The 13,354-nt window shown below is 68.5% G+C and carries 12 protein-coding genes; 7 read left to right on the forward strand and 5 right to left on the reverse strand.

What is annotated here, in order from left to right:
- The first annotated feature begins 5 nt into the window (after positions 1 to 5).
- Both LF41_RS00105 and LF41_RS15870 read left to right on the forward strand, forming a co-directional pair.
- A complete protein-coding gene (locus LF41_RS00105; protein ID WP_036164231.1) occupies positions 6 to 2,372 on the forward strand; it encodes an FG-GAP-like repeat-containing protein in 2,367 nt (788 codons plus the stop codon).
- A 152-nt stretch (positions 2,373 to 2,524) separates the two neighbouring features.
- Positions 2,525 to 4,939 (forward strand): FG-GAP-like repeat-containing protein, encoded by a 2,415-nt coding sequence (locus tag LF41_RS15870; protein WP_052115986.1) that lies wholly within the window; start codon positions 2,525 to 2,527, stop codon positions 4,937 to 4,939.
- 75 nt (positions 4,940 to 5,014) lie between these two features.
- Here the strand turns inward: LF41_RS15870 and LF41_RS00115 are convergent, their stop codons facing one another.
- Positions 5,015 to 6,640 (reverse strand): electron transfer flavoprotein-ubiquinone oxidoreductase, encoded by a 1,626-nt coding sequence (locus tag LF41_RS00115; RefSeq protein ID WP_036164233.1) that lies wholly within the window; start codon positions 6,638 to 6,640, stop codon positions 5,015 to 5,017.
- Positions 6,641 to 6,684: 44 nt separating this feature from the next.
- On the opposite strand from LF41_RS00115, the gene LF41_RS00120 reads away from it, so the two are divergent.
- On the forward strand, positions 6,685 to 7,257 hold the full coding sequence (locus LF41_RS00120) for an alpha-ketoglutarate-dependent dioxygenase AlkB family protein (RefSeq protein ID WP_036164314.1): 573 nt from the start codon (positions 6,685 to 6,687) through the stop codon (positions 7,255 to 7,257).
- A 3-nt stretch (positions 7,258 to 7,260) separates the two neighbouring features.
- On the opposite strand, the gene rimI is transcribed toward LF41_RS00120, so the two are convergent.
- The 3 genes from rimI to pssA are packed head-to-tail and all read right to left on the reverse strand — an operon-like array spanning position 7,261 to position 8,758.
- Positions 7,261 to 7,746: a ribosomal protein S18-alanine N-acetyltransferase gene (gene rimI, locus LF41_RS00125; protein WP_036164235.1), complete on the reverse strand. Its 486-nt coding sequence runs from the start codon at positions 7,744 to 7,746 to the stop codon at positions 7,261 to 7,263.
- The gene (locus LF41_RS00130; protein WP_036164236.1) at positions 7,743 to 7,994 is read right to left on the reverse strand and encodes a hypothetical protein; all 252 of its coding nucleotides are present in this window, start codon (positions 7,992 to 7,994) and stop codon (positions 7,743 to 7,745) included. The genes rimI and LF41_RS00130 overlap by 4 nt, the downstream gene beginning before the upstream one ends.
- Positions 7,991 to 8,758 carry a CDP-diacylglycerol--serine O-phosphatidyltransferase gene (gene pssA, locus LF41_RS00135; RefSeq protein ID WP_036164237.1) on the reverse strand — a complete coding sequence of 256 codons (768 nt, stop codon included), beginning with the start codon at positions 8,756 to 8,758 and terminating at the stop codon, positions 7,991 to 7,993. Before pssA ends, LF41_RS00130 begins: the two co-directional genes overlap by 4 nt.
- A 91-nt stretch (positions 8,759 to 8,849) precedes the next feature.
- Between pssA and LF41_RS00140 the strand changes: the two genes are divergently transcribed.
- The 3 genes from LF41_RS00140 to LF41_RS00150 all read left to right on the forward strand — a co-directional run bounded on the left by LF41_RS00140 (position 8,850) and on the right by LF41_RS00150 (position 11,511).
- Positions 8,850 to 9,299 (forward strand): DUF4124 domain-containing protein, encoded by a 450-nt coding sequence (locus tag LF41_RS00140; RefSeq protein ID WP_036164238.1) that lies wholly within the window; start codon positions 8,850 to 8,852, stop codon positions 9,297 to 9,299.
- 95 nt (positions 9,300 to 9,394) lie between these two features.
- Positions 9,395 to 11,092, forward strand: a complete 1,698-nt coding sequence (locus LF41_RS00145; RefSeq protein WP_036164239.1) for a proline--tRNA ligase — start codon at positions 9,395 to 9,397, stop codon at positions 11,090 to 11,092.
- Between the two features lie 35 nt (positions 11,093 to 11,127).
- Positions 11,128 to 11,511 (forward strand): H-NS histone family protein, encoded by a 384-nt coding sequence (locus LF41_RS00150; protein WP_036164241.1) that lies wholly within the window; start codon positions 11,128 to 11,130, stop codon positions 11,509 to 11,511.
- A 3-nt stretch (positions 11,512 to 11,514) separates the two neighbouring features.
- Here the strand turns inward: LF41_RS00150 and LF41_RS00155 are convergent, their stop codons facing one another.
- Positions 11,515 to 12,798, reverse strand: coding sequence for a threonine/serine exporter family protein (locus tag LF41_RS00155; protein ID WP_036164243.1), 1,284 nt, complete (start codon positions 12,796 to 12,798; stop codon positions 11,515 to 11,517).
- A 133-nt stretch (positions 12,799 to 12,931) separates the two neighbouring features.
- Between LF41_RS00155 and LF41_RS00160 the strand changes: the two genes are divergently transcribed.
- Positions 12,932 to 13,348: an MbcA/ParS/Xre antitoxin family protein gene (locus LF41_RS00160; RefSeq protein WP_036164316.1), complete on the forward strand. Its 417-nt coding sequence runs from the start codon at positions 12,932 to 12,934 to the stop codon at positions 13,346 to 13,348.
- The last annotated feature ends 6 nt before the right edge of the window (positions 13,349 to 13,354 follow it).

The raw sequence follows: 13,354 nt of genomic DNA on the forward strand, positions 1-13,354 counted from the left end.
TTCGAATGCGCCTTCCTTTGCTACTCGCCAGCGCGATCGCCCTGGCGGCATGCACCGCACACGACAACGCGTCAGACGCCAATGGCAAGGCCGCCGGCGTCGACGCGACCGCCGCGGCGACGTCCACCGCCACGCATGCGCCGTCGCCTTTGCGCGACCATCGCGCGCGCGCCATCGCCGCATTGCCGGACCGCGGGCAGTTGCTCGCTTACACGTCCACCTCGGCGGTGAGCAAAAGCGCCTACACCTGGCACCCGATCGCGCTCAGCGAAGCGCACGCGCTCAACGCGATCGCCTCGGGCACGCTGGACGTGCCGGCGCCCGACGGCTCGACGATCCACCTGAAGTACGACCGCGCCGTCGACCACGGCGACGGCAACTGGACCTGGATCGGCCGCCCCGCCGGCGCGATGCCGGGCACCGAAGCGATCATCACCTTCGGCCCGAAGGCCGTGTTCGGCTCGGTGCCTTACGGCCGCAAGCCGGCGCTGCGCATCACCTCGACGCAGGAAGGGTTGTTCCTGATGGAAACCGACCCGACGCGGATGGCGCTCGCCAAGCGCCCGACCGGTCGCGACGCCATCCCGGTTCCCCCGTCCCTGGCCGCCGCGCGCGAGAAGGTGCTGCAACGCGCCGCCGCGCAGCCGCGGCCGCAATCGCTCGTCACGGGCAACGCAGTGCCGCAGGCCAACACCGTCGACGTCGTCGTCGGTTACACGACCGGCTTCGCCTCGCGCCTGGGCGGCCAGTCGCAGGCGGTCACGCGCTTGAACAACCTGTTCGTCACCGCCAACCAGGCCTTCGTCAACAGCCAGATCAACGGCGCGTTGCGCATGGTCGGCACGGTGCAGGTGAACTACCCCGACAACACCGACAACGAAGCGACGCTCTATGAACTCAGCGGCGTGACGTGCACGGAAAATCCGAACGGTTCGCTCAGCTGCAGCAACGCGCCGATCCCCGCGGCGCTGCAGCCGCTCGTCAACGCGCGCGAAACGCTGCACGCCGACCTGATGTCGATCGTGCGCAACTTCAACGATCCGGAAAACAACAGCTGCGGCATCGCGTGGTTGAACGGCGGCGGCCAGGAGCCGATCGACCCGACGCGCGACGTGGCGAGCGCGATCTCGGTGGTCAGCGATTCCAACGGCGACGGCCCGGGGTCGTTCCCGAGCAACGGTTACGTCTGCCGCGAAGAAACCTTCGTGCACGAGCTGGGCCACAACATGGGCTCGCAGCACGACGCGACCACCGCCGCCGGCGTCGACGGCACGCTCGACGATGGCGAATACGGTCTGTACCCGTACTCCTTCGGCTATCGCACCGGCAGCTTCTTCACGATCATGGCGTATCGCGAAGACCCCATCCAGATCGGCTATCGCGTGTTCTCCAACCCGCGCATCGCCTACTGCGGTTCGGCCTGCGGCACGGCCAACGCGGACAACGCGCAAAGCCTCAACAACACGATCCCGGTCATCGCCTCGTTCTACACCTCGCTCGTGTCCGCGCAGACGCGGGGCGACCACAATGGCGACGGCCATGCCGACATCTTGTGGCGCAATTCCACGACGGGCGAAAACCAGATCTGGCGTTCGGGCGACTCGGCGACGAAGCAGGCGATCGCGCCGGTGAATTCGACCGCGTGGACGATCGTGGGCACCGGCGACTACAACGGCGACGGCGTTGCCGATGTCGTGTGGCGCAACACCGCGTCGGGCCAGAACACCATCTGGCTGTCGGGCAACAACGCCACGCAACAGGCGATGCCGGTGGTGCCGGACCAGAACTGGCGCGTCGCCGGCAGCGGCGATTTCGACGGCGACGGCAAGGACGACCTGCTGTGGCGCAACAACACCAGCGGCGGCAACCAGGTCTGGCGTTCGGGCAACAGCACGACGCAACTGGCGGTCGCGCCGGTCTACAACCTCGACTGGCGCATCGTCGGCGTGGGCGACTTCGACGGCGACGGTCGCGACGACGTGCTGTGGCGCAACAGCAACACCGGCCAGAACCAGGCATGGCGTTCGGCGAACAACACCACGCAGATCGCGATGCCGGTCGTCGGCACGACCTGGAACATCGCCGGCGTCGGCGATTTCAACAACGACGGCAACGACGACATCCTGTGGCGCAACAGCGTCAACGGCGTCAACACGATCTGGCGTTCGGCCAACAGCGCGACGCAGACCGCGGTCGCCACGGTCGGCAATCCGTCGTGGACTGTGGCCAACGTTGTGGACTTCGACGGCGACGGTTTCGCCGACATCCTGTGGCGCAACACCAACGGCCAGAACCAGTACTGGCGGGCGGCCAATTCGGCGAACGCGGTGACGGTTTCGACGACGGCCGCAGCCTGGCAGGTGGCGCGCTAACGCCACCCGATCACGCCGTTTTCACGGGGAAAAGCGCGTCCGACGAACGGGCGCGCTTTTTTTTGGTTCTGCGAAACACACCCCAGTCGCCATCACGCGGCACTGATGAGCCGGCGCGCAAATTTTGCGCTCCATAGCAGGGGGTTCCCGTCATGCGTAAGTTGGCGTTGGTCGCGGCTGTATCGTTGGGTCTCATCGCGGGTTGCAAGGGCGACAACGCCGGCACCGCGCTGAATGCAAGCAAGGAATCGGGCAAGCGCGCCACCGCGACCGCGCCGCAGCTCGTCTCCTCCACGTTCTCGAACCGCGACTCGATCGCCGGCGCCCCCGACCACGGCACGCTGATGGCCTACGCCAACGCCAAGCCGCAGGTGAAGGGCGCCTACACGTGGCACGACGTGCAACTGAGCGAAGCGCACGCCATGCGCGCGGTCGCCACCGGCACGCTGGAAATCGCCGCGCCGGACGGCACGCCGATCCGCCTGAAGACCGTCTCCCACACCGAGCACAAGAACGGCAACTGGACCTGGGTCGGCCGCGCCGAAGGCGCCAAGCCGGGCCACGATGCCATCATCACCTTCGGCGAGAAGGCGGTGTTCGCCTCGATCCCGAACGGCGACAAGCCGCGCCTGGAAGTCACGACGGTCGGCGGCCGCACGTACCTGATCGAAGCCGACGCTTCGAAGATCGCCGACGTGCCGGCGCGCGACGTCGACGCGATCCCGTCGCCGACGATGGAAGACGCCGCCCTGGTCTCGACGATCAAGCGCGCCGCCGCCTCCGCCGCACAGCGCACGACCGCGGGCGCGCAGCCCGCCGCCGCCGGCGTGACCGCCGCGAACACGGTGGACCTGCTGCTCGGTTATTCGTCGACCTTCGCCACGCGACTGGGCGGCGACTCGGGCGCCAACACGCGCCTGCAGTTCATGGTCGACACCACCAACGACATCCTGGCCTCGAGCCTGGTCGACGCGCAGATCCGCCTGGTCGGCACGATGCCGGTCGACTACGCCGACACCAACACCAACATCAACGCGCTGTTCGAGCTGACCGGCGTGACGTGCGCCAACGCGCCGGGCGGCCAGCTGCCCGATCGCGGCGTGACGTGTTCGCCGGCCACGCGCCCGGCCGCGTTGCAGACGCTCGCCGCCGCGCGCGAAACCCTCGGCGCCGACCTCGTCGTCCTGGTCCGCACCTTCCAGGCGCCGGAGAACGGCAGCTGCGGCGTGGGCTGGCTCAACGGCAACGGCCAGAGGCCGATCGATTCGGCCGACGCGCCGTTCGGCTACGCGGTCGTCAGCGACACCAGCGGCAACACCTTCCCCGATCCGGAAGGCGGCACCTGCCGCAACGACAACCTCGCGCACGAGCTCGGCCACAACATGGGCATCGCGCACGACCGCGACGCGGCCGATCGCGACAGCGACAGCGACGGCGACGCCATCGACCTGGATCCGGTGGAATTCGGTGCGTTCTCGTATGCGTTCGGCTACGTCGCCTCGCCGACGGAAGGCAACTTCTTCGACACGATGGCGCTGCGCCGCAACGGCCTGGGTGCGCAGTTCATCTACTCGAACCCGAACGTCACCTGCGGCACGTTCCCCTGCGGCAACGCGGCCACCGCCGACGCCGCCCGCGCGCTGCGCCAGACGATCCCGGCAGTGGCGCAGTTCCGCGCCAACGTCGTGCCCTTCGGCAACGCCCAGCGCAACGACTTCAACGGCGACGGGCAGTCCGACATCCTCTGGCGCAACACCGGCAGCGCCGCGGCGCAGATCTGGCTGAGCGCGAACAGCGCGACGCAGCAGGCCGTGACCACCGCGTCGCTCGCCTGGAACGTGGTCGGCATGGGCGACTTCGACGGCGACGGTTCGTCGGACATCCTGTGGCGCAACCAGAACTCGGGCCAGAACCTGATCTGGCGTTCGGGCAACAGCGCGACGCAGCAGGCGGTGACCACCGTCGGCAACACCGCGTGGCGCGTGGCCGGTGTCGGCGACTTCGATGGCGACGGCGTGTCCGACATCCTGTGGCGCAACACCTCGTCGGGCGCGAACCTGGTCTGGCGTTCGGCCAGCAGCACGACGCAGGTCACGCTGGCCTCCGTGCCGAGCCAGGCGTGGGCCGTGGCCGGCGTGGGCGACGTCAACGGCGACGGCCGCTCCGACATCGTGTGGCGCAACAGCCAGTCGGGCGCGAACAGCATCTGGCTGGGCGGCGACGCGGCGACGCAGCAGGCCATGGTCAGCGTCAGCCTGTCGTGGGCCATCGTCGGCGTGAACGACTTCAACGGCGACGGCAATGCCGACCTGTTGTGGCGCAACGCCGGTAACGGCCAGAACACGATCTGGCGTTCGGGCAACAACACGACGCAGCAGTCGGTCGCGCTGGTCGGCAACCTCAACTGGCGCGTCGCCTCCACGGGTGACTACGACGGCGACGGCGTCGGCGACATCCTGTGGCGCAACAGCCAGTCCGGCCAGAACCTGGTGTGGCGCTCGGGCAATGCGGCGACGCAGCTCCCGGTCACGCCGGTCGGCAACCTGACCTGGGCCGTGCAGGGCTGACCGAAGGACAGGGGAAAGAAGAAAGCCCCGGGCGTGCGAACGCCCGGGGCTTTTCGTTTGCGGGACGTGCGTGCGTCAGAGGTTCTGGTAATTCGGCCCCGAACCGCCTTCCGGCGTGACCCACGTGATGATCTCGTAGGGATCCTTGATGTCGCAGGTCTTGCAGTGCACGCAGTTCGCGGCGTTGATCTGCAGGCGCTTGCCGGTGTTCGCCGGACCGTCGGGATCGTCGACGATTTCGTATACGCCGGCGGGGCAGAAGCGCGTGCACGGGTTGTCGTATTCGGCCGCGCACCGCGTGACGCAGACCGTGGGGTCGTGCACCACCAGATGCACCGGCTGGTCTTCGTCGTGCTCGGTCGCGGCGAAATACACGCCGGCCAGGCGATCGCGCGGCGCGAGCTCGCGCTGCAGGTAATCGCGCTTCGGCGTTTCGTGTTCCGACACTTTCGCCGTCGCCGACCAGTCCGCCTTGTTCTTCAGCGTCCACGGTGAAAGCCCCATCGTCACCGTTTCCCACGCCGCGTTGAACAGGCCGAACCACAGGCCTTTCTTGAAACCCGGCTTGATGTTGCGGACCTTGCGCAGCTCGGCCATCACGTCGGATCCGCGCAGCTTCGCATCGAAGCCCGCCGACGACAGTTGCGATGCGACCAGATGTTCGGCTGCGTGCATCGCCGAACGGATCGCCTGGTGCGTGCCCTTGATCTTCGGCACGTTGAGCGTGCCGGCCGTGTCGCCGATGAGGAGCGCGCCGGGCATTTCGACCTTCGGCAGCGACTGGTAACCGCCGGTGACGATCGCGCGCGCGCCGGCAGAGACGATGGTGCCGCCCTCGAGCAGCCCCTTCACCGACGGATGGTTCTTCCATTGCTGGAAGGCTTCCCACGGGCGGTATTCCGGATCCTTGTAGTCCAGGCCGCTGATGTAACCCAGCGCGATGCGGCCCTTGTCCAGGTGATAGAGGAAGCTGCCGCCGTAGATGTCGTTGGATGCCGGCCACCCGAGCGTGTGCACGATCTTGCCCGGCGTCGTGCGTTCTTCCGGCACCTGCCACAGTTCCTTGATGCCGATCGAATAGCCCTGCGGATCGCTGTCGGCGTCGAGGCCGAAACGCTTGACCAGGCGCTTGGTGAGATGGCCGCGCGCGCCTTCGGCGAGCACGGTGACCTTCGCGCGGATGTCGATGCCCTGCGTGAAGCCGGGCTTGTGGGTGCCGTCCTTCGCCACGCCCATGTCGCCGATGCGCACCCCATTCACGCGGCCGTCTTCGTCGTGCAATGTTTCGCTCGCGGAGAAGCCCGGGTAGATCTCCACGCCCAGCGCTTCGGCCTGCGGCGCGAGCCACGCGCACAGCGCGCCGAGGCTGACGATGAAGTTGCCCTTGTTGTGCATCTGCGGCGGCACGATGAGCTTGTGCGCGCCGGTCTTCGTCATGAACAGGAATTCGTCTTCGCCCGCGGGCACGCAGATCGGCGGCGGGTTGTCGCGCCAGCCGGGCAGCAACGCGTCGAGCGGCTGCGGCTCGATCACCGCGCCCGACAGGATGTGCGCGCCGATCGTCGAGGCCTTCTCGATCACGCACACGGTGGTGTCGGGGCTGAGCTGCTTGAGGCGGATCGCGCAGGCCAGGCCCGCGGGACCGGCGCCCACGACGACGACGTCGTACTCCATCACGTCGCGTTCGATTTCAGTCGTCATGGAAGCCTCCGTGGAATCGCGCCATTCTAAGGCGCATGGCGGCGATGGCGATTCACTTGCCGGGCGCGGACGTGATGTTCGATCCGGACTGGCTGGAGGCGGGGCCCGCGCGGGCCTTGTTCGACGCCCTGCGCGACGGCCTGCCGTGGGAACGCCACCGCATCACCGTGTACGGCCGCACGCTCGATGCGCCGCGCCTGAGTTGCTGGATCGGGGACGTGGCGTACAAATATTCGGGGACGCTGTTCGAACCGCACCCGTGGCCCGCGGCGCTGGCGCGGGTGCGCGAGCGGCTCGAAGGCGAACTGCACGGTGGCTTCAACAGCGTGCTCGCCAATCTGTATCGCGACGGCGGCGACCGTCTCGGTTTCCATCGCGACAGCGAACCCGAACTCGGCCCGGAACCGCTGATCGCATCGGTGAGCCTCGGTGCGACGCGGCGTTTCCGTTTCCGTGCGCGCGCAGGCGACGGGACGCTCGGCCTGGACCTGACGCATGGCAGCCTGCTGGTGATGTCCGGTGGCACGCAACGCAACTGGTTGCACGCCGTGCCGCCGACCGCGCGCGCCGTGGGGCCGCGGATCAACCTGACGTTCCGGCGCGTGCTGCCGCGCTAGCGGTCAGTCTTCGTCGGCGAGCAATTCGAGCGCCATGACCAGCGCGTCTTCGCGGCCGTCTTTCGCCGGGTAATAGCGCGGGCGTCGGCCGATCTCGTTGAAGCCTTCGTCGTGGTACAGCGCGATGGCGGGTTTGTTGGACGGGCGTACTTCGAGGAACACGCGCTGCGCGCCGCGGCCGCGCGCGAGTTGCAGGATCGCGCGCAGCAAACGCCGCCCATGCCCGCGGCCCTGCACTTCCGGCGCGGTGCACACGTTGAGGACATGCGCTTCGCCCGCGGCGACGCTGATCACGCCGTAGCCGAGGATCTCGCCGTCCTGCACCAGGACCCACGCCGGGTGGTTGGCGAGCAGGCAATCGCGGAACACGCCCTGCGTCCACGGGAATGCGTACGCCCGCTGCTCGATCGCCATGACCTCGGGCAGGTCGGCTTCGCGCATCGGGCGAAGCGACGGCAGCGGGATGCTGTCGGCGGCGAGCGCGCTCATGTCCGCGCGGCCTTGCGCAACGCGCGCAGTTGCGGCCACACCGCGCGCTTGCCGGCGGGCGTGCGCAATTGCGCGAGCGGCAGGAGCCTGGGCAGCGATGCGAGTTCGGTCTTCGCCGCGCGGGCGATGGCTTGCGTCAGCGGCGTGTCTTCGAGCGCTTCGGCGGCCTGCACGCGATAGACGACGTGCCCGAGCGCGTCGAGCATCTCGCGCTGGAAGTCGTCCCATGCCGCCGGCGCGTCGCTCATGCCGGTTCGCTCGCGATCTTGCGGCGGTGGAACCACATCACCGGGCCGGACAGTGCATACAACGCGGTCGCCGCGAGCAGGACGCGCGGCGGGTCGATCCACAACGCGATCAGGATGGCCACGGCGATCACGATGGTCGCGAACGGCACGCGCTCGGCGCGCGCGCCTTGGCCGCTGCCCTTGAAGCTGTTGTAACGCACGCGGCTGACCATCAGCAGGCCGGCGACGACCGCCACCGCGGCGGCGGGCCAGCGCAACTCGGGCCCCGCGAGGCCGAGGTCGTCGCACGTCCAGACGAAACTCGCCATCAGCCCCGCGGCCGCCGGACTGGCCAGGCCGATGAACCAGCGCTTGTCGACCTGGCCCACCTGGCTGTTGAAGCGCGCAAGGCGCAACGCCGCGCACGCGGCATAGAGGAACGCGACGAGCCAGCCGACCTTGCCGAACATGGCCCCGTCCAGCTTCATCGACGACAGCGCCCAGTGGTACATGACCAGCGCGGGCGCCATGCCGAAGCTCACCAGGTCCGCCAGCGAGTCGTATTGCACGCCGAACTCGCTCTGCGTGTTCGTCATCCGGGCCACGCGCCCGTCGATGCCGTCGAGGATCGCCGCGATGAAGATCGCGATGCAGGCTTCCTCGAACTTGCCCTGGGCCGCGGCGACGATGGCGAAGAACCCGCCGAACAGGCCGCCGGTGGTGAACAGGTTGGGCAGCAGGTAGATGCCGCGCGGGCGTGGCCGCGCCGGTTCGATGGGCTCCATGCGCCGAAGTGTAGCGCCTGCGACGCAAGTCGCTTGCGCGCCCCCCGTCGCAGTGCTGCAATCCCCCCACGCCTCCGAGGGGACCACCGCCATGCAACGTTCCATCCGCCTGCTCGTGGGCGCGCTCGCCCTCGCCCTCGCGGTGTGCATCCCTGCCTTCGCGCAGGCCGTCTACACCTGGAAGGACGACAAGGGCGTGACCCACTATTCCGATTCGCCGCCGCCTGCCGGCGCGAAGAAGAAGACGGTCAAGACCGCCGCGGACCCGGTGCCGTCCTCCACGCCCGCGCCGAAGGTCACCGTTGCCGCCGCACAGGGCGGGCCCGATCCCGCCGCCGCGGCCGCCGCCGCCGAGCAGCAGGCCAAACAGCGCGCCACCGCCTGCAAGCAGGCGCAGGCCAATCTCGCGGTGTTGAACAGCCAGGCCGGCGTGGCGGTGGACCGCGATGGGGACGGCAAGTCCGACGCCGTGCTCGACGCCAACCAGCGCGCGCAGGAAACGCAGGCGATGCAGACCGTCGCCGCCGCGAACTGCGACTGACGTCGGGAACCCCTCGCGCAGCCGGCGCGGGGCAGGGGGAAGGCGGGCGGCCCATGGCAGAATGCGGGTCTTTCCGCCGTCCTGAAGTCCCCCCGATGCGCCTGTCGCAATTCCATCTCCGCACCGTCAAGGAAACGCCCGCCGACGCCGAAGTCGTCAGCCACCAGCTGATGCTCCGCGCGGGCATGATCCGCAAGCTTGCCGCCGGCCTGTACACATGGTCGCCGCTCGGCCTGCGCGTGCTGCGCAAGGTGGAGGCGGTGGTGCGCGAAGAGATGAACGCCGCGGGCGCGATCGAACTGCTGATGCCGTCGATCCAGCCGAAGGAACTGTGGGAAGAGACGGGCCGCTGGCAGAAGTTCGGCGGCCAGTTGCTGAAGATCCGCGACCGCAAGGACGCCGAGTACTGCTACGGCCCCACGCACGAAGAGGTCATCACCGACTTCGCGCGCAACGAGCTCTCCAGCTACAAGCAACTGCCGGTCAACTTCTACCAGATCCAGACCAAGTTCCGCGACGAGATCCGCCCGCGCTTCGGCGTGATGCGTGCGCGCGAATTCCTGATGAAGGACGCCTACTCCTTCCACGTCGACGAAGCCTCGCTCGCCGACGAATACCGCAACATGTACGACACCTACGGCCGCATCTTCACGCGCCTGGGGCTGAAGTTCCGCGCGGTGTTCGCCGACACCGGCGCCATCGGCGGCAATGCCTCGCACGAGTTCCAGGTGCTCGCCGAATCGGGCGAGGACGCGATCGCCTTCTCCGACGGCTCGGACTACACCGCCAACATCGAGCTGGCCGAAGCGCTCGCGCCGGCGCCGCGGCAATCGGCGGAAGAGGGGCTGCGCAAGATCGAGACGCCGACGCAGAAGACCTGCGAAGACGTCGCCGCGTTGATGGGGATTGCGCTCGATCGCACCGTGAAGTCGGTTGCGGTCATGGGTGAGAACGGCTTCGCGCTGGTGCTCGTGCGCGGCGACCACGTCGTCAACGAAGTGAAGCTGCGCAAGGTCGCCGGCCTGGCCGACTACCGCATGGCCACCGAAGCGGAAATCCTCGAGCACCTCGGTGCAGAGCCGGGCTTCCTCGGTCCGCTGCAGCCGCGCGCCGCCGTCACCGTCATCGCCGACCGCAGCGTCGATGCGATGCGCGATTTCGTCGTGGGCGCCAATGAAAACGGCTACCACGTCGCGGGCGTCAACTGGGCGCGCGACCTGCCGGAAGCGGACATCGTGGCCGACGTGCGCAACGTCGTCGCCGGCGATCCCTCGCCCGACGGCAAGGGCACGCTGGGCATCGCGCGCGGCATCGAAGTCGGCCACGTGTTCCAGCTCGGCCGCAAATACGCCGAATCGATGGGCTGCACCGTGCTCGACATGGCGGGCAAGGCCACGGTGCCGATGATGGGTTGCTACGGCATCGGTGTTTCGCGCATCGTCGCCGCCGCGATTGAACAGAACCACGACGCCAACGGCATCCTCTGGCCCGAAGCGATGGCGCCGTGGCAGGTGGCGGTGTGCGTCATCAACCCGAAGAACGACGCCGCCGTGGCCGCCGCCGCCGAAACCCTGCACCGCGAGCTCAATGCCGCCGGCATCGACACGGTGCTCGACGACCGTGGCCTGCGCCCGGGGCAGATGTTCGCCGACATCGAGCTGGTCGGCGTGCCGCACCGCGTGGTCGTGTCCGAGCGCGGCCTGGCCGCGGGCACGTTCGAGTATCGTGCGCGCACCGCGGCCGATGCCGAGCAGCTCGATCGCGAAACGTTGTTCGCGCGCCTGCGCGGTTGATTGCACGCCCCTTCACCTTGCGGAGGAACGCCCCGATGTCCATCGACCTCAACGGCCTGTCGGCCAAGGAACTCGACGCGCTGATCGCGCAGGCGAAGAAGCGCCGCACCACGCTGAGCAAGCGCAAGCCCATCGCGCTGGTGCGCAAGAAACTCACCGCGCTCGCGCGGGCCGAGGGTTACACGGTGGCCGAGTTGTTCGGCGGTGCGGCGTCGCCGGCGCCGGCGAGGAAGGCCGCCGCGTCCAACGGCGCGCCTGCGCGCAAGTCGACCAAGGGCTACAAGCTGGGCAAGGTCGCGCCGAAGTACCGCAACCCGCAGAACCCGTCGGAAACGTGGGCCGGCCGCGGCCAGCAGCCCAAGTGGATGGCCACGCAGATCGCCGCGGGCCGCAAGCTCGAGGATTTCCTGATCGGCTGAGCCTCAGAGGTTGCGGCGCGCGGTCACCAGCAGGTTGCCGAACAACAGCCCCGCCACCAGCGCCATCAGCGTGTTGAGCACGGCGAGCGCGGCATCGCCACCCGCGTCGACGTTCTGCTGCTGCACCAGGTTGATCACGCCGCGCAGCGCAACGCTGCCCGGCACCAGCATGATGATGCCGGGCACGCGCACCAGCGCGCCCGGCCGCTGCGCCAGCCGCGCGTACGCATTGCCGAGCGCGGAAGTGACGAGCGCGGCGAGGAACACGCCGGCGTGGCTATCGAACATCTGCCCGCCGAAACGCGCGACGACATAGCCCGTCGCCGCCGACAGCATCACCACCCAGTAATCGCGCAAGGCCGCGCGGAACAGCACCGCGAAGGCGAACGCGCCGCACACCACGGCGACGACTTCCACCCAGTCCGGTTGCGGCCGCGACGCACGCACCTGTGCGTGCAGTCCGAGGTGTTGCGCGAGCTTGAAAGCGATGACGGTGCCGATCGTCAGCTTGAGGATCGTCGTCAGCGCGCCGGCGAATCGCGCGGTGCCCGAGACCAGATGCCGGCTCGTGAGCTCGTTGACCGCGTTGGTGAGCGTCATGCCGGGCAGCAGCACGATCAATGCGGCGATGGTGACCGTGTTGAGGTTCAGCGGCCCGACGAGGCTGGCGATGGCGATGGCGACGATGCCCGCGACGAACCCCGCGATCGCGTCGCTGGCTTCGTTCAGGCGCGGGCGGTTGTGCGATGCCAGCTCGATCAGGCCGATCACCAGGCCGATCAACCCCGCCGTCGCGATGTCGAGCCAGGGCAGCCGCAGCAGGCCCGCGACGGCGGCCGAAGCCAGGCCGAAACCGAACACCTGCACGGCGCGCTGCCGATTCGTCGGCGGTTTGGATAGCGCGCGAAGTTGCGCATGGCCTTGCGCGATGCCGACACGACCGGCCATCACGTCTTCGGCGATGCGATCGGCCTCGCATAACTTGTAGAGGTCCGTGTCTCCGGGCGCCAAACGGATCACTCGTGTCGTATCCGAGACGCCGGCGGGTCGACGCGGATCGCTGAAGGACAGGATCATCCCCGTGGGGTTGGACCACGGTTCGCAATCCAGTCCCAGCCGCTGCGCCACCGCCGTCACCGCGCCTTCCAGTCGCTGCGCGGTGGTGCCGTAAGCGTGCAGGTGTTCGGCGACTTCGAGGACGAAGTCGATGCGTTCGGCGTAGCCGGCGCTGGCCGCATCGTTCGGCGACGCGGGCGGCGCAACCACCACGGAAGGAGGAGCACTCATGCGAGAAGCATTGCACGACGCGCATGCCGCCCGATGCAAGGCGCAATCGGCCGCGTTGTCCGTGAACGGACAGATCATTGATTTACGTCCCAAAATGGATTACAACGGGTTCGCCGCCTTTCCGGGATCCGCCATGGCCCACCCGCTCGAAACACCGCAGGCGCACGTACCGGACCTGACTTCCGCGCAGGCCGCGTCCGCCGCGCTGCGCACCTTCTTCCGCATCGCGGAAGCCTGGGGCCTGTCCAACGAGCAGCAACGCCAATTGCTCGACTGCGGCCGCAGCACGTTCTACGAATGGAAAAGCGGGCGGGTGAAGCGCGGCCTGGACAACGCCACGCTGGAGCGCCTGTCGCACGTCTTCGGCATCCACGCCGCGTTGCAGGTGCTGCTGCCCGTGCCCGAACGCGCGCATGCGTGGGTCAAGCGCGAGAACACCGCGCCGTTGTTCGGCGGCAAGTCCGCGCTCGATCGCATGCTCGCCGGGCAGGTGTCGGACCTGTACGTCGTGCGCCAGTACCTCGACGCGCAACGCGGCGGATGGTCCTGAGGCGCG

It is taken from the genome of Lysobacter dokdonensis DS-58, from assembly GCF_000770795.1.
In the GTDB taxonomy this organism is placed as follows: Bacteria; Pseudomonadota; Gammaproteobacteria; order Xanthomonadales; family Xanthomonadaceae; genus Noviluteimonas; species Noviluteimonas dokdonensis.